Raw genomic sequence first — 26,431 nt, forward strand, 5'->3', positions numbered from 1 at the left:
CGAGATGATATGGAAGCGACCGGCAGTTCCGCCGGTCTTCTTGCGTCAGCGCTCTCGGGAGGATCTGCCGTGACCGTCAGTCTTGAGCAGTTGCGCCGCTGCCACGTCGCCGTCGACCTGGGGGCGGCCAGGACCCGCGTGTACGTCAAGGGCGCCGGCCTCGTGGTCGACGAGCCCAGCTGCGCCGCGGTGAACACGCGGACCGGCGCACTCATCGCCGTGGGGACCTTCGCCGAGCGGATGACCGGCCGCACGCCCGACTACATCCGGGTCGTGCGCCCCGTCTCCGGCGGCACCGTCGTCGACATCGAGATGGCCCAGCGCATGCTGCGCCACCTGCTCGGCGAGAAACTGCGCCGCGCCCTGCGCCGCAAGCCGCGGCTGCGGGCCGCCGCCTGCACCCCGCACGACGCTGACCCGCTGGCCCAGCGGGCCGCCGTGGAGACCCTCGTCGGCCTCGGTGCCCGGCGCGTCGAACTCGTCGACACCCTGATCGCGGCGGCCGTCGGCTGCGGACTGCCCGTGGAGCAGCCGACCGCGACGATGATCATGGTGTGCGGGGCCGCGGCCACCCAGGTGGCCGTCCTCTCCCTCGGCTCCATCGTCACCGCCGTACGGGTCCCCGTCGGCGGCGAGGCCATCGACCACGCCGTCGTCCAGCACCTGCGCCACGCGCACGAGCTGATGCTGCCCAGCCAGGCCGTCCGACCGCTCCAGCTGGCCCTGCACGGTGCCGGGATCACCGGCGACGGGCCGGCCTCCACCCTCATCCACGGCCGTGACGTGGCCACCGGACTGGCCCGCTCCGTCCACGTGGACACGGCGGCCGTGCGCGACGTCATCCGCACCCCGCTGACCGCCGTGCTCGACGGCATCGGCAAGGTGCTCCGGGACTGCCCGCCCGACCTGGTCGCCGATCTGACGGACCGGGGGATCATGATGGTGGGTGGCAGCGCCCTGCTGCCCGGGCTGGACCAGATGCTGCGGGACGCCACCGGAATGCCCGTGGCCATCGCGGAACGGCCGGACGTGTGCGCCGTGCTCGGTCTCGGCGCGATGCTCGAAGGGAAGATCGCCCCCATGGTCCTCAACCCGCTGGCAGGATGACGAACACCGGACAGGAGCCCGAGGAAGAAGATGCGGCGAGCCTCCCGGTGCTGCTGGAGGCGGTGCTCAGCGTCGGCTCCGAGCTGGAGCTGCGCACCACCCTCCAGCACATCGTGGACTCGGCGGCCGAGCTGTGCTCGGCGCGGTACGCGGCGCTCGGGGTGGTCGACCCCGAACGCGTCCGGCTGACCGCCCTCTTCACGGCCGGGATGACGCAGGACCAGCGGGCCGCGATCCCGCACCTGCCGGACGGCCGCTCCGGGGTGCTCGGCGCGCTCGTCACGGACCCGCGCCCGCTCCTGCTGGACGACCTCACCGCAGACCCCCGCGCGGCCGGCTTCCCGCCCGGGCACCCGCCGATGCGCAGCTTCCTGGGCGTCCCGATCCGCGTGCACACGGAGGTCTTCGGCAACCTCTACCTGACCGAGAAGCGCGGCGGCGGTGCGTTCACCGACGAGGACATCGCCCTGCTGCGCGTCCTGGCCTCGCAGGCGGGGATAGCGATCGGCAACGCCCGGCTGTACGAGACCGCGCGCCGCCGCGAGCGCTGGATCGACGGCGCCGCCGCGGTGACCACCACCCTGCTGGCCGGCCGCCCGGCGGCGGACGCGCTGATGTGCGTGGCCGAACGGGCCCGACTGCTCGCCGACGCCGCGGCCGGGGTGGTGCTCCAACCGACCCCCGAGGGCGGCATGGAGATCGTGGCCGCCTCCACGCACGGCGACCCCGGGGACCTGGTCGGCACGGCGATCGCCCCCGGCAGCCCGGTCCTGACGCAACTCCTGGGCGGCGAGCCGGTCTTCATAGAGGACTCGGCGACCGACCCCCGGATGACCACGCACGTACGGGAACGGTTCGGCCCCAGCATGATGCTGCCCCTCCAGAGCGGCGGCCAGCTGATCGGCACCCTCGCCCTGCCGCGCGCCCGCGGCGGCCCCCCGTACGACGCGGTGGACCGGCTGCTGGCCTCGCAGTTCGCCTCCCAGGCCGCGCTGGCCCTCGTACTGGCGGACGCGCAGCACGACCGCGAGCAACTGGCGGTCTACGAGGACCGCGACCGGATCGCGCGGGACCTGCACGACCTGGTGGTCCAGCGGCTGTTCGCGACGGAGATGATGCTGGAGTCCACCCGACGGCGCTCCTCGAACGCGCCGAGCGGGGACACGGTCGGCGAGGAGTTGAGCCGGGCCGTCGACGAACTGGACTCCACGATCCAGGAGGTCCGCACGGCCATCTTCGCCCTCCAGCAGCCGCCGACCGACGCCCCGACGACCTTCCGGGGCCGCGTCCTGCGCGAGACGGGCGGGGCGGCGGTCCTGCTCGGCTTCCAGCCGTCGGTGCACTTCGCGGGCGCGGTGGACGCACTGCTCCCGGACCCGGTGGCGGCCGACCTGCTGGCCGCCCTCCGCACCGCCCTGGCGGCGGCCCACCGCCGCTCGGAGGTCACCTCCATCGACGTGGAGGTCGACGCGACGCCGCACCGGGTCCGCCTGACGGTCACGGACGACGGCCGCACGGAATCGGGTGCCCGGGGCACGACGGTGACGTGGGAATCGGCGCTGTAGCGAACTCGGCCTCGCCGGCGGTCGAGGCGCGGGTCCGGGGCGGAGCCCCGATCGTTGAGCCGCACCGGCGATCCCGGCGCACCGACGGCTACGTCCGCGTCGGGCGAGCGGCGGCCCGCAGGGCGATCCGCGTGCTCGACTGCGCCACCCCCGCCTCCCGTTTGAGCCGCCGCAGCAACCCGTCCAGCGCCGCCGGATCGGCGGCCCGGGCCCGTACGAGGTAGTCGTACTCCCCCGTCACGTGCACCACCTCCCTGATCCCGGGCAGTTTGGCGACCCGCTGCTCGAACTCCTCGTTGGTGGTGTCCTGGCGCAGCGTGAGGTCGATGAAGACGACGAGCCCACCCCGGGTGTCGGCGGCCGGGTCCACGACGACGGTGAACCCGCGGATCACCCCGTCCCGGCGCATCCGGCGCACCCGGTCGGCGGTGGCGTTGGCGCTGAGGCCGACGCGGGTGCCGAGGTCCCGGTACGAGATCCGCGCATCCTCCTGCAGGATGCCGAGGATTTCCCTGTCGAGGCGGTCCATACCGCGATTCTCGCAGTCGGGCCCGGTATTCGCCCGCGTCCCCGGACCCCTCGCCCCGAACCTCTCGGCATGACCGAACTCCTCTCCCCCGCCCTGGGCGGCGCGGCGGCGGGCCTGGGCGTGGCGATGCCCATGGGCGCCATGAGCGTGCTGCTGCTCCAGGAGGCGATGCGCCACCGCCGCACGGCGATCGCCGCCGCCGCCGGAATCGCGGCCGTCGACCTCGCCTACGCGGCCCTCGCCACCGGCCTGGGGCCCTGGGTGGCGTCCCACATAGCCCCGGTCGAGGCCTGGGTCCGCCTCGCCTCGGCCCTCGTCCTCCTGGCCATCGCCGCCCACGGCCTGCGAACCGGCTGGGCCGCTCGCGCCGCCCCGCCGCCGGAAATGCCGGCCCCTCCGGCCACCGAGCCCCGGGGACCGGAAGCCGCGGCCCCTCCGGCGACCGAGTCCCGGGGACCGGGAAGTTCAGCCCCTCCGGCGTTTGAGGAGCGGGGTCCGGGGCGGAGCCCCGGCAGTCAGCCCCCGCCCGCCTCCTCCGGCCCCGCCCCGGCGGAACCGGCACTTGATGCGCGCCGCCCCGAGGCGGGAACGGGTGCCACCCCGCCGCCCCGCGCGGCCAAGGCCTTCGCCCGGTACGTCGCGCTCACCGCCGTGAACCCCACCACCGCCCTCTACTTCGCCGCCCTCACCACCGCGCAGGGCGCGAGCCTCTCCACCGGTGCGGCCGGAGCCGCGTTCCTGGTCGGGGTCGGCGCCGCCTCGCTCCTGTGGCAGCAGACCCTCGTCGCCGTCGGCGCCCTCGCGGGGGCCCGCATCTCCGACACCGCGCGCGTGTGGACCTTCCGCCTCGGCTACGGCCTGGTCGCCGCCTACGCCCTCAAGATCGCCTTCCCGTTGCCGACCCCGGAGTGAACCGCCGGGGCGCCGTCAGGGGCCGCTCGGGGTGATCTCGGGGTCATGCCGGATACGGCCCCGCACCTCCGGCCGAAATGATCAGTACATGACCACTCGCCCCCTGGAACTCCGCGGAACCCGCCGGCCGGCCGGCCTCAGCCGCGCCGCCTTCGTCTCCGCGCCCCTGTGCATCCTGGCCTACGGCGCCATCCGGCTCGGCGACCCCGGCCACGGTCCGGGCCCCGCCTGGACCGTGGGGCACATCGCCCTGCTCGCGGGGGTCCTGCAGTTCGCCCTGGTCTTCCCCGCCCTGCGCAGGATGACCAGGCCCGCCGGCGCGGCGGGTCGGGCGAGCGCCGGGGCCGCGGCCCTGCTCGGCCTCGCCGGCACCCTGGCGGTCGCCGCCCAGGCGGTCATCGACCTGATCGTCGGCCTGAACGCCGCCGACCGGCCGGAGATGAACCGGCTCTTCGACGAGGTCCAGAGCCACCCCGGGGTGCTGCCTGCCGTCTACACCGTCGGCCCGATGCTGTTCTACGTCGGCCTGGTCTGGCTCATGGTCCAGCTCGCCGTGCGGCGCCGCGTCGGCGCCTGGCGTCCCGCCCTGGTGGTGCTCGGTACGGTCACGATGGCCGTGAGCCTCGACCTGATGCCGCTCGGTGGCCTGATGTTCGCCGCCGCGCTCTTCCCCCGGGACCTCCCCCTGTCCGGCCCCTGAGCGCCCCTCGACTCCCGGGCTAGGGTGACCCCGTGACGACGACCCGCCTCTCGGCCCGCGCGGCCATCGCCTCCGTGACCGACCCCGGCAGTTTCGCCGAACTCCCCGCGCCCCGGCTGGAGTCGGGGCCCGACGGGCCCCTCGCCTGGGAGGGCTACGACGCCTCCCGCGCCCGCGCCGGCGCGCGGACCGGCGAGCAGGAGTCCGTCGTCATCGGCACCGCCCGTATCGGCGGGCGGGCAGCGGCACTGATCTCCTTCGAGTTCGGCTTCCTCGGCGGATCGCTCGGCGAGCGCACCGGAGACCGGCTCGAAGCCGTCTACACGTACGCCCGGGAGCACCGCCTCCCCCTCGTCTCCCTCATCGCCACCGGCGGCTCCCGGATGCAGGAGGGCATGCTCGCGCTGACCCAACTCCAGCGCGTGGCCCGCCAGTGCGTGCTGACCCGGGCGGCCGGACTCCCCCAGCTCGCCGTGCTGCGCGACCCCACCACCGGCGGCGGCTGGGCCACCCTGGGCGCCGGGGCCGACGTGGTCCTCGCGCTTCCGGGGGCCCAGGTCGGCTTCGCCGGCTCCCGGGTGCGGCCGGCGGACGCGGATCCGGCAGCCTACTCCGCCGAGGGGCAGTACGCCGCCGGGCACGTGGACGCCGTGGTCCCCGCGCCCGAGTTGCCCGGCGCCCTCGCCGACTGGCTGCGCGTACTGACCGCGCCCCGGCCCGCCGGGCCCGTCGAGCCGCCGGGCGCACTGGCCGCCGCGGAGCCCCCGCCCAGCGGCTGGGAGGCCGTCCGGCAGGCCCGGCACCCCGACCGCCCGCATGCCGGGGCCTACCTGGACGCGTACTTCGAGCTGCGCCTGCCGCTTTCCGGCGACCGCGCCGGCGGCACCGACCCCGGCATGCTGTGCGGGTTCGGGCTGCGCGAGGGGCGGGCCGTCGCGTACGCCGCCCAGTGCGGCACCGCGACCCGCCCGGCGGGCTACCGCACGGCCTCCCGCGTCATCCGCCTCGCGGACCGGCTCGGGATCCCGGTGCTCACCCTGGTGGACACCCCCGGCGCGGCCAACGACGCGGCCGCCGAGCACGCGGGCGCCGGCGCGGCCATCGCGGACACCTTCGCGGCGCTGGCCGGCGCGACCGTCCCCGTGACGACCCTGCTCATCGGCGAGGGCGGCTCGGGCGGCGCGCTCGCGCTGGCGGCGCCGGGGAACACCTGGGTCACCCCGGACAGCTACTTCTCGGTGATCGCCCCGGAACTGGCGGCTGCCATCCTCAAGCGCCCGCCGGCCGCCGCCCCCACCACCGCCGACCAGCTCCGCATCCGCCCCCAGGACCTGGTGGCCCTGGGGGTCGCCCGCGGCATCGTCGAGGGCTAGGGGGCCTGTCTTTCGGACCAGGCCCTAGCGCCGGCGCGGCGGCAGCTTGACGTCCACCCGGTACAGCCGGGTGATCTGCTGCGCGAACTCGTTGTCGTCACTGGCCAGCAGCAGCCGGACCCGGTCGGCGCCGTCGTGGTCGGTGACGGCCATGCCCTCGATGTTGTCCACGAGGGGGTGGTTCTGCGGGAGGTTCGAGGGGGCGCCGAGCGTCGGGCAGTCGTCGAAGTCCCCGATCGCGGTCTTGCGGGCGAGCCGCAGCCCCGGTCCCTCCGTCAGCGTCCGCACCTTCGAGGTGTCCGTCGCGCCCAACGGATCGGCGACGTACAACCGCACGGTGATCGCGAACTCCCGCGTGAAGCCGCGCTCCAGCACGATCAGCCGCCCGTCGCGGGTCGGCGCGAGCTCGACGAGCCCGTGCCCGGCGTCCACCGGGTAGGCGAACTGGCGGCCCAGGACGAACTCCCCGCCGCGCCGCTCCCAGGTCTGGATCCGCTGGAGGGTCCGGCCCTGCGCGTCCTTGCCGTCCCCGGCCAGCCCGCCCTCGACGCCCGCGACCAGCGTGTGGCCCCCGGGCAGCAGGGTGAGCGACTCGAAGGTGGTGTTGACGGCGGCCCGGCCCTCGGGCGCGAGGCGGAAGTCGTCCGGGATCGGCAGCGTGCCCAGCACCCGCCCGTCGCGGCCGTAGCGCCGGACGGCGGGCGCGAACTCGTCCGTGACCAGGTACGAGCCGTCGCGGTCGACGACGATCCCCTCGGAGTCGATCGCCTTCCCCGCGCCGTCCGTCAGCGGCAGCCGCGCGGTGGCGGTGGCCGTCGGGGTGTCCCCGCGCCCCACCTTCAGCGAGTACAGCGCCGACTTGTCGGAGATGGCGGCCACCGTGCCGTCCCTGTCGACGGCCAGACCGGAGATCCCGCCGACCAGCCGCCCGTCGAGCGTGGTCTTGTCGAGCGAGTCGGAGTAACCCGCGACGGAGAGGTACGGGGAGCAGACGCCCCCGCCGACCGGCCGGGCCGCCGCGGAAGCGGACGGCACGAGCGTGCCGCAGAGCGCGGCGGCGGCCACCGCGGTGGTGGCGAGCGTACGAAGGCGCATGGAGGCCTTCCTCCTGGTTCGACGAGATGACATACGGTTCGGAACTGCTGAACTGTCATATTCCGAACAGAAAGAAGTGGGAAGGCCTCGCAACACGAAGGCAACGAACCCGCCAACTCCCCTTCACATTCGGCCGGATCGGGCGAATCGGGCCGGGCCGACCCCCACGTGCCGCCCGAAGTGCCGCGTCAGGTGCGCCTGGTCGTAGAACCCGGCCGCGGTGGCGGCCGCTGCCGGCGGCATCCCCGCCAGCAGCAGTCCCCGCGCCAGCGCCACCCGCCGCCCGGTGAGGTACGCGTGCGGCGGCAGCCCGTACGCCGTCCGGAAGCTGCGGATCAGATGCGTGGGATGGACGTTCCCCAGCTCCGCCGAGGCCTCCTCCAGGGTGATCCCCTCGACCACCCGGGCATCGAGCAGCTCCCGCAGCCGCCCGGCGAGACCGGTCCCCTGTTCCCCGTCCGCGGGCGCCTCCCGCCCGGTCAGCCACCGGAGCAGTCGCTCCCGTACGAAGGCCAGCCGCGACTGGGCCTCGAACGGGTCGCGCTCCGCCAGCGCCAGGTGCAGCCCGTGCACGCGCTCGCGCAGCGCCGGGTCGGACAGCAGCGGGGCGTCGACGGCGGCCCCGGTCAGACGTTCCGGCAGCACGGAGGTGTCCAGGTACAGGTTCCGCTTGCGGAAACCGGCCTCGGTCACGGTCCGCCCGTCGTGCACCACCCCTGGCGGCAGCAGGATCACCTGGTCCGAGACCCCGACGCCGTGCTGCTCCCGGTCGAGGGCGAAGTCGACGCGCCCGCCATCGAGGACCATCAGCGTCCAGGTGTCGTGCACGTGGGCGGGGTAGGCGTGTTCGGTGAAGCGGGCGTGGAAGACCTCGGCGATGCCGTTCACCGGCGGCCGCCAGGCGGAAACGGTGCTGCGCGGGCGTAAGGGGGCCATGTCAGGAACGTACAAGACCGCCCGGCACCCGCCCCGGCACGCTGTCCGCATGACGACACCGAAGGTCAACATCGCCGAGAAGCTCGCCGGATTCACCGAGCACTGGGCCCCGCGCCGCATAGCGCGCGTCAACGACTACGAAGTCAAGGTCGCCAAGTTGCGGGGCGAGTTCGTCTGGCACTCCCACGAGGACACCGACGAGCTGTTCCTCGTGGTCAGCGGCACGCTGACGATCCGGCTGCGCGACGGGGACGTGGTCCTGGGCCCCGGCGAGATGCACGTCGTCCCGCGCGGAGTGGAGCACTGCCCGGCCGCCGACGAGGAGGTCTCCATCCTGCTGTTCGAACCGTCGGGCACCACCAACACCGGCACGGCGGGCGGCCCCCGCACCCGCGAACCGGTGGACGCGTAGCGCCTGCCGCGGGCACAGGCCCGGGAGAGCACCACGCCGCACCCGCACGGCCGACCGCGTGCCGATGCCGTGCCCGGCGCCACGACCCGCCCGGGCCCGCCAGAGGCCCACCCCGTCCGGCCACGCCGGAAGGCCGCCCGCGCAGTGGTCCCGGTCGGCACTGCACCGCGCAGCGCGGCCCGCCCTGGCCCACCACCGCCCACAGACCGTCCCCGCCCGGCGGTCCCGCCGCCCCGGCGGTCCCGGCGATCAGGCCTGGGGGGAGCGCGCGTCGTAGCGGGCGAAGCCCCGCCAGCGCAGGGCGAGCAGGCCCAGCACCAGCACGCACGCGAGGCCCCCGCCCGTGACCGCCACGGTGGGGGACGTCAGGTCGGCGGCGGTCCCGGCGAGGAAGTCCCCGAGCCGGGGCCCGCCCGCGACGACCACGATGAACACGCCCTGCAGACGCCCCCGCATCTCGTCCGGCGTGGCGGCCTGCATCATCGTGCTGCGGAACACCATCGAGATGGTGTCCGCGCACCCGGCCAGGGCGAGGAACAGCAGCCCGAGCCACAGGTTCCGGGTGAGCCCGAAGACGGCGATGGCCAACCCCCATCCGGCCACGGACAGCAGGATCGCCAGCCCGTGCCGGCGGATCCGCCCCTGCCAGCCCGAGAACAGCCCGCCCAGCAGCGCCCCGACGGCGGGCGCGGCCACCAGCAGGCCGACCGTCTTCGCGTCGCCGCCGTACCAGAGCCCGGCGACGGCCGGGAACAGCGCCTTCGGCTGCGCCAGCACCATGGCGGCCATGTCGGAGAAGAAGGTCATCCGGATGTTCGGCCGGGTCCCGAGGAAGCGCAGCCCGTCGAGGACGGAGGCCCTCCCCCGCTCGCCCTCGGCCCGGTCCGGCTTCATCGCGGGCAGCCGCCACACCGCGTAGAGCGCGGCGGTGAAGGTGACGGCGTCGATCAGGTACGCGGCCTGGTAGCCCCACCAGCCGACGATCAGCCCACCCAGCATCGGGCCGATCATCGTCCCGGAGGTCATGGTCACCGAGTTCAGCGCGTTGGCGGCGGGCAGCTGCTCGGCCGGCAGCAGCCTCGGGATCATGGCGGACCGCGCCGGTCCGGCGAGCGCCCCGGCCACCGCCTGGAGCGCGACGACGGCGTACAGGAACCACACCCGGTGGTAGTCGAGCAGCGCGGCCGCGGCGAGTGCGACGGACAGCGCGGCGGAGCCGAGGGCGCTGTAGAGGCCGAGCTTGCGGCGGTCCAGGGTGTCGGCGATGGCGCCGCCGTAGAGCCCGAAGGCAACGAGCGGGACGAGCGCGAAGAGTCCGACGAGCCCGACCGCGAAGCTGGAGCGGGTGATGTCGTAGACCTGGAGCGAGATCGCGAGGGCGGTCATCGCCTGCCCGAGCCAGGAGATGGTGCTGCCGACCCACAGCCTCCGGTAGTGCGCGGAGGTGCGCAGCGGGGTCAGGTCGGCGAATATTCGCTGCCGGGAACGCGGGCGAGTGGGCGTGGTCGTATCGGGCACAGCGGATGATAACCACCGGCCCGCCGCCGCTCCGAGCGGGTTTTGCGGCGTTCACACACCGGCAACAGTCGCCCCACCCGGCTCCGGGATCCCGACGCAGGCGCATTCCTGCCGGTAACCCGCCACTATCACCGGACATTTGACCGAATCGCCGTGCGCTACACCCCTCTCGTTCAGCTCATGATGAAAAGACTCGTATGTCCAGGGAGGCGCAGTGATCGAACCTGGCAACAGCACCACGAGCACCGGCACCGCACGGAACACGGTGCGCACCACCGTCCCCCTCACCGTCGGGGTCGAGGAGGAGTTCCTCCTCGTCGACGCCCGCACCTTCCGGGTGGTCCCGGCGGCCCCGCTCGTCCTCGCCACCGCCGGCGGACTGCCGGGCGAGCTGCACCCGGAGGGCACCCGCTACCAGGTGGAGATCTCCACCCCGGTCGCACACTCGGCGGATGCGCTGCGTACGGAGCTCGCCGCGCTGCGGCGCACCCTCGGCCGGGCGGCCCGCGCCCACGGCTGCCGGCTGCTGGCCGCGCCCTCGCCGGTCGTGGCCGTGGAGGGGCCGCTCCACCTCACCGACGACGAGCCGCGCCAGCGCGAGCAGCACCGCCGCTTCGGCGCGCTCACCGACACCCTGGTCAGCTGCGGCCGCCACGTCCATGTGGGCAGTCTCGACGAGGACACGGCCGTCGCGGTGTCCAACCGGGTCAGACCCTGGCTGCCGACGTTGATCGCGCTGGCCGCCAACTCGCCGTTCTGGGGCGGCCGTGACACGGGTCACGCCAGCTGGCGGGCGATGGCCTGGTCGGGCTGGCCCTCGGCGGGACCGCCGCCGCACTTCACGTCGACGGCCCATTTCCGGCGCTCGGTGCAGACCCTGCTCGGCTCGGGGGCGGCCCTGGACACCAAGATGGTCTATTGGGACCTGCGCCCCTCGGGGCGCTGGCCGACGCTCGAACTCCGGGCGCCCGACATGTCCCCGGACATCGACGGAGCCGTACTGCAGGCCGAGCTGACCCGCGCCCTGGTGGCGACGGCCCTGCGCGAGATCGCGGAGGGGCGCCCCGATCCGCCCGTACGGGACGACGTGCTGCGCCTCGCGCGCTGGCGGGCCGCGCACGACGGGCTGGAGGGTTTCGGCCTCGATCCGTACACGGGGGCGGAACTCCCCGCGGCGGATCTGGCGGAGGCCCTGCTGGACCTGGTCGCCCCGGAGCTGGCCGAGTCGGGCGACCTCGACCACGCGGCCAAGACCCTGGGCGGCCTGCTGCGCGACGGCTCGGGCGCCCACCGCCAGCGCGCCGCCTTCGCCCGCCGCCAGGACCTGAACGACGTACTGCGCCATCTGGCGGACGAGACGGAGAACTTCTAGCCGGACCGCCGGGCGGGGCGGGGCGGCCGCGGACACCGGTGCGGCCGGACCGCCCCGTCGCCCCGGCGGACCATTGCCGGACCACCGCCGGACCGCCGGCGCCCCCGTCCGGCTCACCGCGCGGCGGGTCGGCCCGGCGGGCCGGCGGACGGCTGGAAGCATGCACCCATGTCATCCCGGGCAGGCACGGCCGAGAGTTCCGCGAAGTCACGCATCGTCCTGTTGACGCTCGCGTCCGGGCAGTTCCTGATGGCCCTCGACAGCTCCGTCATGAACGTCTCCATCGCCACGGTGGCCGAGGACGTCGGCACGAACGTGACGGGCATCCAGGGCGCGATCACCGCCTACACCCTCGTCATGGCGATGTTCATGATCCCCGGCGGCAAGGTCGGGGCGCTGATCGGCCGAAGGCGCGCGTTCGTCATCGGCTGCTGCATCTACGGGCTCGGCTCCCTCACCACCTCGCTGGCGCCGAACCTCACCGTGCTGCTGCTGGGCTGGGCACTCCTGGAGGGACTCGGGGCCTCGCTCATCCTGCCCGCGATCGTGTCGCTCGTCGCCGGCAACTTCTCCGTCGAACGCCGCCCCGCCGCCTACGGCCTCATCATGGCCGCGGGGGCGATCGCCATCGCCGTCGGGCCGCTCATCGGCGGCATCGCGACGACGTACTTCTCCTGGCGGTGGGTCTTCGCCGGGGAGGTCCTGGTGGTGCTCGCCATCCTCGCGCTCGCACGCCGCATCGCGGACGCCCCGCCCGGTGAGCGCCGGCGCATCGACGTCCCGGGCGCGGTCCTCTCCGCTGCCGGGCTCGGGCTGTTCGTCTACGGCGTGCTCCGGTCCGACGAGTGGGGCTGGTTCCTGCCGAAGCCCGGCGCGCCTTCCTGGCTCGCGGTGTCCCTGACGACGTGGCTGATGCTGGCGGGCATGGCACTGCTCTGGTTCTTCCTCCGCTGGGAGGCCAAGGTCGTCGGGCACGGCCGGGATCCCCTCGTCGATCCCGACATGCTGCGCAACCCGCAGCTCACCGGCGGCCTGACGATGTTCTTCTTCCAGTACCTCGTGCAGATGGGCGTGTTCTTCGTCGTCCCGCTCTACCTGTCCGTCGCGCTGGGCCTGTCGGCGCTGTCGACCGGTGCCCGCCTGCTGCCGCTGTCGGTGAGCCTGCTGCTGGCCGCGACCCTGATCCCGCGTTTCCTCCCGGACGTCTCGCCGCGGCGCGTGGTGCGGGTCGGGATCTTCGCGCTGCTCGCGGGCGCGGTGGTTCTGATGGCCGCGCTCGACCTCGACGCCGGCGCGGAGATCGTCACCGTCCCCCTGCTGCTGATCGGGCTCGGCATGGGGGCGCTGGCCTCCCAGCTCGGGTCGGTCACCGTGTCCGCGGTGCCGCAGGCGCAGAGCGCGGAGGTCGGCGGCGTGCAGAACGCCGTCACGAACCTCGGCGCCTCGATCGGCACGGCACTCGCCGGATCGATCATGATCGCCGCGCTCACCTCCTCCTTCCTGACCACCATCGCCGAGAACCCGGCGGTCCCGGACAGCGTCACGAACCAGGCGACGGCCCAACTGCAGAGCGGCGCGCCCTTCCTGTCCGACGCCCAACTGGGGACCGCCCTCGACGAGGCCGGAACGAACCCAGAGGTGTCCCAGGCCGCACTGGACGCGAACGCCGAGGCCAGGCTGGACGGTCTGCGCGCGGCGCTCGCCATCCTCGCCTTCGCCGCGATCGTCGCCCTGTTCTTCACCCATCGGATCCCCGCGACCCAGCCCCGCTCCCCGGAGACGTAGCGCCCGTGTGCGCGGACCGGGCCGGGCGCGCAGCATGGAGGCATGGCCGACCGCGCATGGCCGAGCGGCCGATCCCGGGCCTCCTCCGCGGCCGTCGCAGTCCTCCTGGCGGTGGCCCTGAGCTCCGTGCCGAGCGGCACCGCCCACGCCTTCACCGGCGGCAATCACGAGGCCGTCACCCGGGCCGCGCTGCCCTGGGAGCCGGTCACGCTGACCGCGATGGCCGATGCCCGTACCGGGGCGGTCAACGCCGACGACCGCCCGCCCTACTTCGGCGTCGGCCCCCTGCACTGCGACAACGCCGACTACCTGGCCGCCCGCCACGACCCCGCCTACCCCCGCACCCGGGACGAGGCCACGACCGAGCTCCTCGCCTGCGTCCGCACCTCCGTCGCCCGCTTCCGCAACGCGGTCCGGGCCGCCGACGGCCTCGTCGACGCCGACGGCGGGGTGCGCGCCGACCAGAGCGACCTGTCCTCCCCCTGCACCTGGAACGAGGGCTCCGACCGGGCCAAATGCGCCGTACTCGAACAGCTCGGCCGCGGCTGGCACCCGATCGAGGACTTCTACGCGCACTCCAATTGGACCGACCGTCCCGCCCCCGGCCCCGTCTCGCTCGACAACCCGCCCGGGCTGGGACGTTCGGCCCCGGCGCCGTTCCCGGACATCCGCCGCTACAGCGCGATGAAGGACGCCGACTGGACCCGGGACGCCCGGGCGCGCATCCCGGAGGACCTCGCCACCGGCTGCTACCCCGACTTCGATTCCACCAGCGTCAGAGCCGCCGACTGCGAGGGCCGCATCCCCCACGACCGCGTGCTGAACAAGGACACCACCGCGGCGCCCCGCTTCGAGAGGGACGACAACTACGCACGCGCGACGGCCGGAGCCACCGCCGAGATCACCCGCCAGTGGAACGACTTCAAGGCCGAACTGCTGACCACGTACCCCGACCACGACCGCGGCGCCCGGATGATCTGCGTCCTCACCCACGACGCCCCGGCCGCCGGCTGCCCCTGACCTCAGGAAGTGAGCTGGTAGAGGCTCCTGCCCACGATCCACAGCCCCAGCGCGAGGCAGGAGACGACGATCGCCGGTTCCTTGTGCCGGTCCAGCCACTCCCGCAGGTCCGTCAGCGCCTTGTGCGCCCGTTCCGGCGAGAACACCATGTACAGCTCCATGGCCAGCAGGGTGGCGCTGGCGAGCAGGCAGAACCCCATCAGCGCCAGGTAGGACTCGGTGTGGGAGAGGTCCGCCTCCACCACCGTGCTGGCGGCCAGCCCGACCATGCCCCAGGGCTGGAGGAGCACCGCGAGCGTGGCCGCGGACCAGAAGGTGGCCTGATCGGTGCGGGAGGTGATGGAACTCTTCGGGGCCTCCGGCTTCACCCGCACCGCACCACCGTCGGCCGCGGCCGCGGCCGCGCTCTTCCTCCGCCGCCGCTTGCGCTCGCTGTAGACGATCAGTCCCACGCCGAGGACCAGCTTGATCGCGAGCACCGCGGTGGACGGCGGGGACCTCGGCGGCGGTGGCTCCCCATTGGTCAGGAGCATCACGATGGCGATCACGAGGACCAGGCAGCCGAGCCAGGCCAGGATGAACACCAGCCCCTTCCACACGCCGCGCGGCGCCGACACGACCAGCACGAAGGCCAGGATCGGCAGCGGATAGAGCGTGATGACGAGGCCGATGAGGAACAGGTCGAGCATCATGGCGCGGACGCTTCCGGCCTACGCCGCGAGGACCCTGGCCTTGGCCTGCTCGAACTCGGCGGCCGTGATGTCACCGCGGTTCCTGAGCTCGGCGAGCCGCCCGAGCTCCTCCGCAGGGCTGCCCGTCCCGGCGCTCTCCCTCACGTGGGAGCGGAACTCCACCTCGCGGTCCCGGGCCCGCCGCAGGTCCCGTTCGCCCATCCCGCGCCCCCGGGCGAGCAGGTACACGAACACGCCCAGGAACGGCAGGAGGATCACGAAGACGGTCCACCCCGCCTTGCCCCACCCGCTCAGGTCGTCGTCGCGGAAGACGTCGGCGAAGACGCGGAAGAGCAGCACGAACCAGAGGACCCAGAGAAAGATGATCATCATGGTCCAGAACGCGCCCAGCAGCGGGTAGTCCGCCGCCAGGTCCTGAAAGGACTCCGTCATGGCCGGCCTCCTGTCACCGGCGGGCACGAGCCTCCCGGCAGTCCCATGGTCGGCCCATCACCCGGTGATCGCCACGCAGCCCGGATCCGCCCTGGTGGCCCGGTCCGGCGCGCCCTTGGCACCCCCGGGGGCAAGGTCCACTTGGTCTAGACTCCGTCGAGCATCCCCGTTCGCCGCGTAGACCGAGCCAGTCCGCCGCCAAGAGGCCCGGGGGTGGATCGGAATCCTGGGGGACAGTCACGTGGAGCCAATGAACCAGCCTGCGCGGGGCATACCCACCGCGGCCGCCCCCGCCGGTCGCGGCCCGAACCCACGGGCCGCCGGGCGCCTGGTGGTGCTGGACGGACTGCGCATCCTCGCCGCGCTGATGGTGGTGTTCCACCACTACGTCGGGTACGGCGGCGCCGCGTCCGGCGCGGGCAACGCATGGTCGCGCCCGATCGCCCACGTCTTCCCGCTGGCCTCCAAGTTCGGCGCCTACATGTGGACGGGTGTCAGCCTGTTCTTCCTGATCAGCGGCTTTGTCATCGGCATGAGCACCTGGGGGCGGGGGCTGGGCGACTTCTTCACGTCCCGGGTCGTACGCCTGTACCCGGCCTACTGGTTCGGGGTGCTGGCGACCACCGCCGTGCTGACGCTCTGGCCGATGGTGGTCCAGCCGCTGCACGCGCACGAGGTGCTGGCGAACCTGACGATGCTTCAAGGTGCGATGCACATCACCAACGTGGACGCCTCCTACTGGACGCTCTGGTACGAGCTCTGCTTCTACCTGCTCTTCTGCCTCGTCGTCCGACGGGGCCTCACCTACCGCCGCGTGGTCGCCTTCTGCATGCTGTGGACGGTGGCGGGACTGGCGAGCGTCGCGATGGAGTGGGGCCCGCTCCAGGTGATCGCGATGCCCTGGATCTCCTCGTTCTTCATCGCCGGTCTCGCCTACTACCTGATGTACCGCTTCCGGCCGACCCCGCTGCTCTGGGGCATCGTCGGCGTCAGCCTCGTGCTGTCCCTCGTCTACGCCCGCGACCACCAGCGGGCGATCGACGAGGCGCTCGGCGGCCGGCACCTGCCGGTCTGGCCCGCCTACGCGATGATCCTGCTGTGCTACGCGGTGATGGCCGCCGTGTCGCTCGGCCTGCTCTCCCGCATCCGTTGGCGCCGGCTGACCGTCGCCGGCTCCCTGACGTATCCCCTGTACCTGCTGCACGAGGCGATCGGCTGGACGGCCATCAGGCTGCTCCACGACCGGATCCCGAAGTGGCCCCTGGTCGGGCTGGTCACGGTCGGCATGCTGGTGGCCGCCTACCTGGTGCACCGGCTCGTCGAACGCCCGCTCTCCCGGCTGCTGAAGCGCGGTATCGGCGCGGGCCTGGCCGAACTCCGGGCGGGCGGCGCTCCCGCACCCGTCGGACCCCCGGCGGGAGGCGGTTTCCGGCCGGACGCGCCCGCGCCGACCGAAGCCACGGCCGACCGGCCGACGAGCGTCCGGGTCTGAGGCCTCCCCGCCCCCGGGAGCGACCTCGGCCCGAACCGCCGCGAAGACGCCGTTCAGCACCCCTTCCGGCACGCCCCCGGGCCACGCGGGCCCGGATCCGGCGAAGAGCGTCGACAGACGCTCACGAAGCCGCCCAGGAGGACGGCCAGGAGGACGGCCCGCGGGGGCCGTTGTGACCGGCGACACTCCGGCGAAGGGGACGGACGCCCGCCCCCTGGAACGCGAAAGGCGGCCCCGAGGGGCCGCCAGGATCACCGTGGTGACTCGCGCGACCAGAGACATCCCTGGTCGGATCGTTTCTGCACACCTGGTGTGCAGTGGGGCGGGTGGGACTCGAACCCACGGCCGACGGATTATGAGTCCGCTGCTCTAACCGGCTGAGCTACCGCCCCTTCACGGCGTGGCGCGTACATCTGTGCGCGCCGTCTGCCGCAGCATAGCCGCTCATACGATCTCCTGCCTCGGATGCCTCGCATGATCGGCTTCGCCTGTTCAGAGAGACCGTCCTGAGGGCTGCCCGGTTCCAGGACCGGGCAAAAAAGAAGAGGACCCGCTGGGGGCCCTCTTCTTCTCTTTCTCGCTCCCCCGGCTGGACTCGAACCAGCAACCCTCCGGTTAACAGCCGAATGCTCTGCCAATTGAGCTACAGGGGATCGCGCTCCCCCGACTGGACTCGAACCAGTAACCTGCCGGTTAACAGCCGGCTGCTCTGCCAATTGAGCTACAGGGGATTGCTGCGGTGCATCGAACGGCCCACCTCCGGCCTTGCCGGGGGGCGAGCGCCCGTTGCGAGTCATAGATTAGCGCAAGCAGGGGGGTGCTCCGCCAATCGGTATCGACAGCAGGCCGGGCACCACACGACGAAGGGTGACAGGCATGCGGTACAAGGCGACGTTCCTGGCCGGACTGGCCCTCGGTTACGTGCTCGGAACCCGGGCCGGGCGCGAGCGGTACGAGCAGCTGAAGAAGTCCGCACGGGAGCTCGCGCAGAACCCGGCGGTGCGCAACGCCGCCGAAACCGCGGGGCACACCGGGCGCGCGTACGCCGGGAAGGCCTTCGCCGCGGTGGGCGAGAAGGTCGGCGACGTCGTCCCGGACTCCCTGGCCGGCCGGGTGCGGGGGCTGCGGGACCGTCGGGCCGGCGGCTTCGAGGACGACTGGGGGACCAGCAACACCTGAGACACGTCGTGAGCCGTGAGGTTCCCGGGGCTCGTGAGGTCCTGGGAACCTCACGGGACTTCCGGGCACTCCGGAGAGGTCAGTACCGGTCGTATGTGCGGCAGAATTCTCCGCATGGGGATAGTCGCCGGGTTGGACAGCTCTTCAACCTTCACTCGCATCGTCGTCTGTGACACCGAAACCGGTGCCGTCCTGCGCCAGGGCTACGCGCCCCATCCGCAGTCCGCGGGAGAGGCCGACACGGCCAACCCCCACGAGACCGATCCCCAGGCCTGGCTGCTCTCCCTCGGCGAGGCCGCCGGCGGCGGGCTCCTCGAAGGGGTCCAGGCCATCGGCGTCTCCGCCCAGCAGCACGGTCTGCTGCCTCTCGACGCCCAGGGCGGCCTCGTACGTCCCGCCCTGGTCGGCAACGACAAGCGCGGCCAGGTCGCGGCCGCCGACCTGATCGAGGCCTTCGGCGGCCGGGCGGCCTGGGCCGAGGCGGTGGGCTCGGTCCCGCACTCCGCGCAGCCCCTCGCGAAGCTCGCCTGGCTGGCCCGCAACGAGCCCGAGGCGGCCCGGCGGGTGGCCGTGCTGATGTCCCCGCACGACTGGCTGGTGTGGCAGCTGCTGGGCCGTCCCGCCCGGCGGACCACCGACCGGGGCGGGGCCTCCGGCACCGGCTACTGGTCCCCCGCCACCGGAGCCTGGCGGCCCGACCTGGTCGAGCTCGCGCTCGGCCACCGGGCGCTGCTGCCCGAGGTCCTCGGCCCGGCCGACGCCGCCGGGACCACGCCCGAGGGGCTGCTGATCTCCGCCGGCACGGGCGAGACGATGGCCGCCGCGATGGGGCTCGGGCTGGGCCCCGGCGACGCCGTGGTCTCGCTCGGCGCCTCCGGTTCGGTGATGGCGGTGCACCACGAGGCGCTGTCGGAGCCGGGCGGGCTGATCACCTCGCTGGCCGACGCCACCGGCATGCACCTCCCCGTGGTGAACACCTCCAACGCCGTACGGGCCCTGCGCGGCACCGCCGAGTTGCTGGGCACCGATCTGGAGGGGCTGAGCGAGCTCGCGCTGAAGTCGACGCCGGGCGCGCACGGACTCGTACTGCTCCCCTACCTGGAGGGCGAGCGGACGCCGAACCTGCCGCACTCCGCCGGGACCCTGTCGGGGCTGCGCCGGGACTCCATGAAGCCGGAGCACCTGGCGCGGGCCGCCTTCGAGGGCATGCTGTGCGGGCTGGTGGACGCGCTGGACGTGCTGCGTTCGCGCGGGGCCGTGATCCGCCGGGTGTTCCTGCTCGGCGCGGCGGCCGAGCTGCCCGCCGTACAGGCCACGGCGCCGGGGCTGTTCGGGACCCAGGTCGTCGTGCCGGCCCCGGCCGACTACGCGGCGCTGGGCTCGGCGCGGCAGGCGGCGTGGGCGCTCGGTGTGGCGCAGGGCACGCTCGCCCCGCACACCCCGCCGATCTGGCCCGCCCCGCCGGCGCAGGTCTTCGAGCCGGGCGAGGACCTCCCCGCCGGGCAGGCCGTGCGCCAGCAGTACGTCGCGACGCGGGAGCAGGTCCATCCGGGCGCGTTCCAGGGCTCCGGGGTCCCTCAGCAGTAGGGCTTCGGGGCCGCGCGGTCGTGGGGCCCCGGTGGCTCCGCGGCCGTAGGGCGACGGGCGCAGCGCGGTCTACGCCTTTTGACCGGGCTTTGCGAAATCCGCTGGGGATCGGGGGGCCGGTTGGCCCAAGATGGGGTGAACCCCCTCGATCATGCCGACCGGAGCCTGCGCGTGCTCATACGACTTCTGCGGACCCACCTCCGTCCGTACAAGCAACCGATCGCCGCGCTGGTCCTGCTGCAACTGCTGCAGACCAGCGCGAGCCTCTACCTGCCCACACTCAACGCGGACATCATCGACAACGGTGTCGTCCACGGGGACACCGGCTACATCCTGCGCTTCGGTGCGCTGATGCTCGGCGTCTCGCTCGTCCAGCTCGTCTGCAACGCCGGAGCCGTCTACTACGGCGCCCGTACCGCGGCCGCCGTCGGCCGTGACGTCCGCGCCTCCGTCTTCGACCGGGTGCAGAGCTTCTCCGCACGGGAGCTCGGCCACTTCGGCGCCCCGTCGCTGATCACCCGTACGACGAACGACGTCCAGCAGATCCAGATGCTGGTGCTGATGACCTTCACGCTGATGGTGTCGGCGCCGATCATGTGCGTCGGCGGCATCTTCATGGCGCTCTCGCTCGACGTGAAGCTGTCGGGCGTGCTGCTCGCCGTGGTCCCGGTGCTCGGGCTGTCGGTCGGTGCGATCGTCTTCAAGACGCGGCCGCTGTTCCGCAAGATGCAGGTCCGGCTCGACACCGTGAACCGGGTGCTGCGCGAGCAGATCACCGGCAACCGGGTGATCCGCGCCTTCGTCCGCGACGACTACGAGAAGGACCGCTTCCGGGAGGCCAACGCGGACCTCACGGGGGTCTCGCTGGCCGCGGGCAGGCTGCTGGCGCTCATGTTCCCCACCGTGATCGTGGTCGTGAACATCTCCAGCGTCGCGGTCATCTGGTTCGGTGCGATGCGCGTCGACAGCGGCGGCATGGAGATCGGCCAGCTGACGGCCTTCCTGGCCTACCTGATGCAGATCGTCATGGCCGTGATGATGGCCACCTTCATGTTCATGATGGTGCCGCGCGCCGAGGTGTGCGCCGAGCGCGTCCAGGAGGTCCTGGACACCGAGTCGAGCGTGGCCCCGCCGGTCGACCCGGTGACCAAGCTCCTCTCGCGCGGCCGCCTGGAGCTGCGCGGCGCCGACTTCCGGTATCCGGGCGCCGAGGCCCCCGTGCTGCGCGGGGTGAACCTGGTGGCCCGCCCCGGCGAGACCACCGCGGTGATCGGCTCCACCGGCAGCGGCAAGTCCACGCTGCTCGGCCTGGTCCCGCGGCTGTTCGACGCGACCGGCGGCGAGGTGCTCGTGGACGGCGAGGACGTACGCCGGCTCGACCCCGAACTGCTCGCCAGGACGGTCGGGATGGTCCCGCAGAAGCCGTACCTGTTCTCCGGAACGGTCGCCTCCAACCTGCGCTACGGGCGCCCGGACGCGACCGACGAGGAGCTGTGGCGGGCCCTGGAGGTGGCCCAGGCCAAGGAGTTCGTGTCCGAGCTGGAGGGCGGCCTGGAGGCCGCCATCACGCAGGGCGGAACCAATGTCTCCGGCGGCCAGCGCCAGCGTCTGGCCATCGCCCGCACGCTGGTGCAGCGCCCGGAGATCTACCTCTTCGACGACTCGTTCTCGGCCCTGGACTACGCGACGGACGCGGCGTTGCGCGCGGCGCTCGGCCGCGAGACCGAGGAGGCGACCGTGGTGATCGTCGCCCAGCGCGTCTCCACGATCCGCGACGCCGACCGGATCATCGTGCTCGACGAGGGCGAGGTCGTCGGCGAGGGGCGCCATCACGAGCTGATGGCCGGCAATGAGACCTACCGGGAGATCGTGCTCTCCCAGCTGACGGAGGCGGAGGCCGCATGAGCGGGCCCGGAGGACGGATGATGATGGGACCGGCCCAGCGGTCCCTGGACTTCAAGGGATCGGGCAAGCGCCTGCTGGGCCAGCTCGCCCAGGACCGGGCCAAGCTGTGGGGCATGGTCGCCGCGGTCGTCGGCAGCGTCGGCTGCGCGGTGGTCGGCCCGAAGATCCTCGGCGAGGCCACCGACCTGGTGTTCGCGGGGATCGTCGGCCGGCAGCTGCCGGCCGGCATCACCAAGCAGCAGGCGCTGGACGGGATGCGCGCCAAGGGCCAGGGCGGAATGGCGGACATGCTGTCCGGCACCGACTTCACCCCGGGCCAGGGCATCGACTTCGGTGCCGTCGGGGTCGTGGCGATCTGGGCGCTGGTGGTCTTCACCCTGGCCGGTCTGCTGATGCTGGTGGCGACGCGGCTGTCGAACCACGTCATGAACGGCACCGTGTACCGGATGCGCGAGGAGCTCCAGGCGAAGCTGTCGCGGCTGCCGCTGTCGTACTTCGACCGGCAGAAGCGCGGGGAGGTGCTCAGCCGGGCCACGAACGACATCGACAACATCGGGCAGACGCTCCAGCAGACGATGGGGCAGCTGCTGAACTCGCTGCTGACGATCGTCGGCGTGCTCGCGATGATGTTCTGGATCTCGCCGCTGCTGGCGCTGGTCGCGCTGGTGACCGTGCCGGTCTCGATCTTCGTCGCGGCGAAGATCGGCAAGAAGTCGCAGCCGCAGTTCGTGGCGCAGTGGAAGACGACCGGCGCGCTGAACGCCCACATCGAGGAGATGTACTCGGGGCACACGCTGGTGAAGGTCTTCGGTCGGCAGAAGGAGTCCGCGGCGATCTTCGCCGAGCAGAACGAGGCGCTGTACCGGGCCTCGTTCAAGGCGCAGCTGGTCAGCGGTCTGATGCAGCCGGTGATGTTCTTCATATCGAACATCAACTACGTGCTGGTCGCGGTCGTCGGTGGTCTGCGGGTGGCCTCGGGCACCCTGTCGATCGGTGACGTGCAGGCCTTCATCCAGTACTCGCGGCAGTTCTCGATGCCGCTGTCGCAGGTCGCGTCGATGGCGAACCTGGTGCAGTCCGGCGTCGCCTCGGCGGAGCGGGTCTACGAGCTGCTGGACGCCGAGGAGCAGGAGCCGGACGCGGAGGTTCCGGAGCGGCCGGAGGAACTGCGCGGGCAGGTCACCCTCGACAAGGTGGCCTTCCGCTACGAGCCGGACAAACCGCTGATCGAGAACCTGTCGCTGACGGTCGAGCCCGGTCACACGGTCGCGATCGTCGGCCCGACGGGCGCGGGCAAGACCACGCTCGTCAATCTGCTGATGCGGTTCTACGAGGTCACGGGCGGCGAGATCGCCCTGGACGGCGTGGACATCGCGAAGATGACCCGCGAGGAACTGCGCTCCGGGATCGGCATGGTCCTCCAGGACACCTGGCTGTTCGGCGGGACCATCGCGGAGAACATCGCGTACGGCGCCTCCCGAGAGGTCACGCGCGCCGAGATCGAGGAGGCGGCGCGGGCCGCCCACGCCGACCGGTTCATCCGCACCCTGCCGGACGGCTACGACACCGTGCTGGACGACGAGGGCGCGGGCGTCAGCGCGGGCGAGAAGCAGCTGATCACCATCGCCCGGGCGTTCCTGTCGGACCCGGTGATCCTGGTGCTCGACGAGGCGACGAGTTCCGTCGACACCCGTACCGAGGTGCTGATCCAGAAGGCGATGGCCCGGCTCGCGCACGGCCGTACGTCCTTCGTGATCGCGCACCGCCTGTCCACGATCCGCGACGCGGACGTGATCCTGGTGATGGAGAGCGGCTCGATCGTGGAACAGGGCACGCACGAGGAGCTGTTGGCCTCGGGCGGCGCCTACGCACGGCTGTACGCGGCGCAGTTCGCGCAGGCGGTGGCCGAGGTCGACTGACCGCGGTGTCCGTACGGGGTGGGGGCGTCCTTCGGGGCGCCCCCTGCCCGTTTCAGTCCAGGTAGCCGCGGAGCTGGTCGGCGAAGGCGTGGTCGCGCAGCTTGTTGAGGGTCTTGGACTCGATCTGGCGGATCCGTTCGCGGGTCACGCCGAAGATCCGGCCGATCTCCTCCAGGGTGCGCGGGCGGCCGTCGTCGAGCCCGTAGCGGAGCTGGACCACCTTGCGCTCCCGCTCGCCCAGCGTGGAGAGCACCGCTTCGAGGTGCTCGCGCAGCAGGAAGAACGCGGCGGATTCCACGGGCGAGGCGGCGTCGCCGTCCTCGATGAGGTCGCCGAGCGCGACGTCGTCCTCCTCGCCGACCGGCGCGTGCAGGGAGACCGGCTCCTGGGCGAGGCGGAGCACCTCCATGACCCGCTCGGGGGTCAACTCCAGGTGGACGGCGACCTCTTCGGCCGTGGGCTCGTACCCCCGTTCCTGGAGCATGCGCCGCTGCACGCGGATGACGCGGTTGATGAGTTCGACGACGTGGACGGGCACGCGGATGGTCCGGGCCTGGTCGGCGAGGGCCCGGGACATCGCCTGCCGGATCCACCACGTGGCGTAGGTGGAGAACTTGTACCCGCGGGCGTAGTCGAACTTCTCGACGGCCCGGATGAGCCCGAGGTTCCCCTCCTGCACGAGGTCGAGCATGGTGAGCCCGCGGCCCACGTACCGCTTCGCGACGGAGACCACGAGCCTCAGGTTCGACTCGATGAGGCGGCGTTTGGCCATCCGGCCCATGACGACGAGCTTGTCCAGGTCGACGGCGAGCTGGGAGTCGAGGTCGGGGGTGTTGCCGAGCTTCTCCTCCGCGAACAGGCCGGCTTCGACGCGCCGGGCGAGGTCGACCTCCTCGGCCGCGGTGAGGAGCGGGATCCTGCCGATCTCCCGCAGGTACTGGCGGAACAGATCGGCGGAAGGCCCCGATCCGCCTCCACCCTCGGCGTTGGCGCGCCTGCGCTGCTCCGGAACCGGCTGCTCGATGAGCTCCAGCACCTCGGGCCCGGGGTCGACTTCGGCCTCGGCGTCGGCGTCGGTGTCGCGCTCTTCGTCCACGGCTTCGACCTCCGAGGACTCGCTCTCGTTCACGGTCAGGGTCCGGGTCTGCACGGGGGCGACCTCCAGGGCTCCGAGGACGGGGGAACCGCACCTCAGTGTGGGGTACGACACAGCACGGCCACGAGGGGCGTGCGAGCACTTTCTGAGTCCGGCGCGTGACCGATGGTTACCCCCTGGCCGTTGTCCCGATGCGGACCGGACGCATGTCCGAGAAGATCGGCCGCATGTCTTCGTACGAAACCCACGTGACCGTGCACTGTCCGGACCCGGCGGCGCTGGCCCGGCTCGACGCGTGGGCCGGGGCACGGGAGCTGAAGGTCACCCACATCGTCCTGGCCCGGGGCCGGATGGTGTCGCAGCCGATGCTGACCCTGCGGGACCGCACGGGCCACGAGAGCCTGGTGCCGCGGCTGCGGGCGGCCGGCTTCGACCCGGTGCGCGTGAAGGTGGAGACGGTGCCGTGGACCACGGACGTACCGGGCCCGGGCGGCGGCTACTTCGAGCACCACATGAAGCTGCGCCTGCCGGCGGACTTCGACCGGGAGGCCCTGGAAGCCCTGGTGGTCCGGCACGGTGCCCACCTGTCGTGGAACGCCCGCCGCGCCCTGTCCGGGGGCCGCCACGAGCGTTTCGTGACCCAGCGGTGGCGCGGCACGGCGGCGGAGGCGGGGGCGGCCTGCGACGCGCTGGTCGCCGCGCTCGGCTCGGCGGGGTACGAGATCCGTTCGCAGGAGCGGGAGTTCGTGCTGTACGACAGTGACCTGTCGGTGGACGACGGGTGGATCGAGGCAGGGGTGACGGGATGAGCTCGTGGGCGGAATTCGGCATGCGGAGCACGCACCTTCCACGGGAGCCGCTGGACGACGCGACGCGGGAAGCCCGCGACCTGCCGCGGACGCTGCGCCCGGTGGCCGGTGACGACGTGCGCCAGCGGGCGGTCTTCGACCCGTCCCTGCGGCACAACTTCCGGGCCTACCGGGCCGGTGACCCGGTCTTCGACGATCCGGAGCGGACGGCCGCCTGGGCGCGGGCCCGGCGGGCGGCGATGGACGCCGTCCTGCTGGCGGTCTCGCGGGGCGAGTGGGTGGACTCCCTCGTGCTGCGCGGCAGCGTGCTGCTGGCGGAGCGGTTCGGGGAGGCGGCCAGGGAGCCGGGCGACCTGGACTTCGTCGTGATCCCGCGGACGCAGGCCATGGACGACGGCCGGACCGTGCGGATGCTGGAGGGCATCGCGGCGGCGGCCGACGGTCTGGCCGGGATCAAGGCCTCGGGCGCCGTGTCCGAGGAGATCTGGACGTACGACCGGGTGCCGGGGCTGCGCATGGTCCTGCCGTGGTCCGTACCGGGCCTGCCGGCCGGGCAGGTGCAGATGGACTTCGTCTTCAACGAGAAGCTGGCGTCGCCGCCGGAACCGGTCGAACTCTCCTGCGGGGCCACGGTCCTGGCGGCGACCCCCGCCCTGTCCCTGGCCTGGAAGGTGCTGTGGCTCATCAGTGACCGGCACCCCCAGGGCAAGGACCTGTACGACGCGGTGCTGCTGGCGGAGCACTGCCACCTGCCGAACGCGCTCCTCCAAGAGGTGTTCAGGGACGCCGGGGAATGGCCGCACCCGAACGCCGAGGTCGGGCCGGAGCACATCGCCCACCTGATCCCGGACGGCTATGTCGGGGCCGAGTGGGAGCACTTCGAGGCCGAGTACCCCCACTTGGCCGGTCCCGGCGAGGAGGCGTTCGTCGGCCGCCTGGTCGAGGCCCTGCGCCCGACGTTCACGACCGCCGGGCAATAGGGTCCGGGCAGCCGGG

23 protein-coding genes and 3 tRNA genes are annotated in these 26,431 nt (G+C 72.8%); 16 read left to right on the forward strand and 10 right to left on the reverse strand.

Features of this window, described 5'->3' with window-relative positions; translation table 11 throughout:
- Window positions 1-69 precede the first annotated feature (69 nt).
- Window positions 70-1,107 (forward strand): rod shape-determining protein, encoded by a 1,038-nt coding sequence (locus ACFYZL_RS17590; protein WP_384746244.1) that lies wholly within the window; start codon window positions 70-72, stop codon window positions 1,105-1,107.
- Window positions 1,104-2,672: a GAF domain-containing protein gene (locus tag ACFYZL_RS17595; protein ID WP_388679813.1), complete on the forward strand. Its 1,569-nt coding sequence runs from the start codon at window positions 1,104-1,106 to the stop codon at window positions 2,670-2,672. Before ACFYZL_RS17590 ends, ACFYZL_RS17595 begins: the two co-directional genes overlap by 4 nt.
- Window positions 2,673-2,760: 88 nt before the next feature.
- Here ACFYZL_RS17595 and ACFYZL_RS17600 read toward each other — a convergent pair whose 3' ends face one another.
- A complete protein-coding gene (locus ACFYZL_RS17600; RefSeq protein WP_388679816.1) occupies window positions 2,761-3,201 on the reverse strand; it encodes an Lrp/AsnC family transcriptional regulator in 441 nt (146 codons plus the stop codon).
- 69 nt (window positions 3,202-3,270) lie between these two features.
- On the opposite strand from ACFYZL_RS17600, the gene ACFYZL_RS17605 reads away from it, so the two are divergent.
- From ACFYZL_RS17605 to ACFYZL_RS17615, 3 genes are all read left to right on the forward strand, one after another.
- Complete coding sequence (locus ACFYZL_RS17605) at window positions 3,271-4,113, forward strand: LysE family transporter (protein ID WP_388679819.1); 843 nt, start codon at window positions 3,271-3,273, stop codon at window positions 4,111-4,113.
- Window positions 4,114-4,201: 88 nt separating this feature from the next.
- Complete coding sequence (locus ACFYZL_RS17610; RefSeq protein WP_388679822.1) at window positions 4,202-4,813, forward strand: hypothetical protein; 612 nt, start codon at window positions 4,202-4,204, stop codon at window positions 4,811-4,813.
- 32 nt (window positions 4,814-4,845) lie between these two features.
- Window positions 4,846-6,186, forward strand: coding sequence for a carboxyl transferase domain-containing protein (locus ACFYZL_RS17615; protein ID WP_388679825.1), 1,341 nt, complete (start codon window positions 4,846-4,848; stop codon window positions 6,184-6,186).
- Window positions 6,187-6,210: 24 nt separating this feature from the next.
- On the opposite strand, the gene ACFYZL_RS17620 is transcribed toward ACFYZL_RS17615, so the two are convergent.
- Together ACFYZL_RS17620 and ACFYZL_RS17625 are read right to left on the reverse strand one after the other, a co-directional pair.
- Entirely contained in the window at window positions 6,211-7,281 is a 1,071-nt protein-coding gene (locus ACFYZL_RS17620) for an esterase-like activity of phytase family protein (RefSeq protein WP_388679828.1), read from the reverse strand.
- A gap of 123 nt (window positions 7,282-7,404) precedes the next feature.
- Window positions 7,405-8,217, reverse strand: coding sequence for an AraC family ligand binding domain-containing protein (locus tag ACFYZL_RS17625; RefSeq protein ID WP_388679831.1), 813 nt, complete (start codon window positions 8,215-8,217; stop codon window positions 7,405-7,407).
- Between the two features lie 49 nt (window positions 8,218-8,266).
- Here ACFYZL_RS17625 and ACFYZL_RS17630 point away from each other — a divergent pair, with 49 nt between their 5' ends.
- Window positions 8,267-8,629: a cupin domain-containing protein gene (locus tag ACFYZL_RS17630; RefSeq protein ID WP_388679834.1), complete on the forward strand. Its 363-nt coding sequence runs from the start codon at window positions 8,267-8,269 to the stop codon at window positions 8,627-8,629.
- A 249-nt stretch (window positions 8,630-8,878) separates the two neighbouring features.
- Here ACFYZL_RS17630 and ACFYZL_RS17635 read toward each other — a convergent pair whose 3' ends face one another.
- Complete coding sequence (locus tag ACFYZL_RS17635) at window positions 8,879-10,147, reverse strand: MFS transporter (protein WP_384746253.1); 1,269 nt, start codon at window positions 10,145-10,147, stop codon at window positions 8,879-8,881.
- 214 nt (window positions 10,148-10,361) lie between these two features.
- On the opposite strand from ACFYZL_RS17635, the gene ACFYZL_RS17640 reads away from it, so the two are divergent.
- The 3 genes from ACFYZL_RS17640 to ACFYZL_RS17650 all read left to right on the forward strand — a co-directional run bounded on the left by ACFYZL_RS17640 (window position 10,362) and on the right by ACFYZL_RS17650 (window position 14,324).
- Window positions 10,362-11,519: a glutamate--cysteine ligase gene (locus ACFYZL_RS17640; RefSeq protein WP_384746254.1), complete on the forward strand. Its 1,158-nt coding sequence runs from the start codon at window positions 10,362-10,364 to the stop codon at window positions 11,517-11,519.
- Between the two features lie 168 nt (window positions 11,520-11,687).
- Complete coding sequence (locus ACFYZL_RS17645; RefSeq protein WP_384746255.1) at window positions 11,688-13,304, forward strand: MFS transporter; 1,617 nt, start codon at window positions 11,688-11,690, stop codon at window positions 13,302-13,304.
- Window positions 13,305-13,346: 42 nt separating this feature from the next.
- Window positions 13,347-14,324: a hypothetical protein gene (locus tag ACFYZL_RS17650; protein ID WP_388679839.1), complete on the forward strand. Its 978-nt coding sequence runs from the start codon at window positions 13,347-13,349 to the stop codon at window positions 14,322-14,324.
- A 2-nt stretch (window positions 14,325-14,326) separates the two neighbouring features.
- Here ACFYZL_RS17650 and ACFYZL_RS17655 read toward each other — a convergent pair whose 3' ends face one another.
- Together ACFYZL_RS17655 and ACFYZL_RS17660 are read right to left on the reverse strand one after the other, a co-directional pair.
- Window positions 14,327-15,016, reverse strand: a complete 690-nt coding sequence (locus ACFYZL_RS17655; RefSeq protein ID WP_384746257.1) for a GAP family protein — start codon at window positions 15,014-15,016, stop codon at window positions 14,327-14,329.
- Window positions 15,017-15,034: 18 nt separating this feature from the next.
- Window positions 15,035-15,448: an SHOCT domain-containing protein gene (locus tag ACFYZL_RS17660; protein WP_384746258.1), complete on the reverse strand. Its 414-nt coding sequence runs from the start codon at window positions 15,446-15,448 to the stop codon at window positions 15,035-15,037.
- A gap of 250 nt (window positions 15,449-15,698) precedes the next feature.
- Between ACFYZL_RS17660 and ACFYZL_RS17665 the strand changes: the two genes are divergently transcribed.
- Window positions 15,699-16,940, forward strand: coding sequence for an acyltransferase family protein (locus ACFYZL_RS17665; protein WP_384746259.1), 1,242 nt, complete (start codon window positions 15,699-15,701; stop codon window positions 16,938-16,940).
- A gap of 318 nt (window positions 16,941-17,258) precedes the next feature.
- Here ACFYZL_RS17665 and ACFYZL_RS17670 read toward each other — a convergent pair.
- The 3 genes from ACFYZL_RS17670 to ACFYZL_RS17680 all read right to left on the reverse strand — a co-directional run bounded on the left by ACFYZL_RS17670 (window position 17,259) and on the right by ACFYZL_RS17680 (window position 17,671).
- Window positions 17,259-17,332 (reverse strand) — tRNA-Ile (locus ACFYZL_RS17670).
- 188 nt (window positions 17,333-17,520) lie between these two features.
- Window positions 17,521-17,593: transfer RNA gene (locus ACFYZL_RS17675), tRNA-Asn, on the reverse strand.
- Window positions 17,594-17,598: 5 nt separating this feature from the next.
- Window positions 17,599-17,671: transfer RNA gene (locus tag ACFYZL_RS17680), tRNA-Asn, on the reverse strand.
- 145 nt (window positions 17,672-17,816) lie between these two features.
- Here ACFYZL_RS17680 and ACFYZL_RS17685 point away from each other — a divergent pair.
- The 4 genes from ACFYZL_RS17685 (at window position 17,817) to ACFYZL_RS17700 (ending at window position 23,530) form a co-directional block, all read left to right on the forward strand.
- On the forward strand, window positions 17,817-18,119 hold the full coding sequence (locus ACFYZL_RS17685) for a YtxH domain-containing protein (protein ID WP_384746260.1): 303 nt from the start codon (window positions 17,817-17,819) through the stop codon (window positions 18,117-18,119).
- A 114-nt stretch (window positions 18,120-18,233) separates the two neighbouring features.
- Entirely contained in the window at window positions 18,234-19,706 is a 1,473-nt protein-coding gene (locus tag ACFYZL_RS17690; protein WP_384746261.1) for an FGGY family carbohydrate kinase, read from the forward strand.
- Between the two features lie 171 nt (window positions 19,707-19,877).
- Window positions 19,878-21,611 carry an ABC transporter ATP-binding protein gene (locus ACFYZL_RS17695; protein WP_388679846.1) on the forward strand — a complete coding sequence of 578 codons (1,734 nt, stop codon included), beginning with the start codon at window positions 19,878-19,880 and terminating at the stop codon, window positions 21,609-21,611.
- On the forward strand, window positions 21,608-23,530 hold the full coding sequence (locus tag ACFYZL_RS17700) for an ABC transporter ATP-binding protein (RefSeq protein ID WP_384746263.1): 1,923 nt from the start codon (window positions 21,608-21,610) through the stop codon (window positions 23,528-23,530). The genes ACFYZL_RS17695 and ACFYZL_RS17700 overlap by 4 nt, the downstream gene beginning before the upstream one ends.
- A gap of 52 nt (window positions 23,531-23,582) precedes the next feature.
- On the opposite strand, the gene ACFYZL_RS17705 is transcribed toward ACFYZL_RS17700, so the two are convergent.
- The gene (locus tag ACFYZL_RS17705) at window positions 23,583-24,740 is read right to left on the reverse strand and encodes an RNA polymerase sigma factor (RefSeq protein ID WP_384746264.1); all 1,158 of its coding nucleotides are present in this window, start codon (window positions 24,738-24,740) and stop codon (window positions 23,583-23,585) included.
- A gap of 113 nt (window positions 24,741-24,853) precedes the next feature.
- On the opposite strand from ACFYZL_RS17705, the gene ACFYZL_RS17710 reads away from it, so the two are divergent.
- Together ACFYZL_RS17710 and ACFYZL_RS17715 are read left to right on the forward strand one after the other, a co-directional pair.
- Window positions 24,854-25,435, forward strand: coding sequence for a hypothetical protein (locus ACFYZL_RS17710; protein ID WP_384746265.1), 582 nt, complete (start codon window positions 24,854-24,856; stop codon window positions 25,433-25,435).
- A 20-nt stretch (window positions 25,436-25,455) separates the two neighbouring features.
- Complete coding sequence (locus ACFYZL_RS17715) at window positions 25,456-26,415, forward strand: nucleotidyl transferase AbiEii/AbiGii toxin family protein (RefSeq protein WP_384746266.1); 960 nt, start codon at window positions 25,456-25,458, stop codon at window positions 26,413-26,415.
- Window positions 26,416-26,431 lie beyond the last annotated feature (16 nt).

It is taken from the genome of Streptomyces sp. NPDC001717 (assembly GCF_042892775.1).
Lineage (GTDB): Bacteria > Actinomycetota > Actinomycetes > Streptomycetales > Streptomycetaceae > Streptomyces.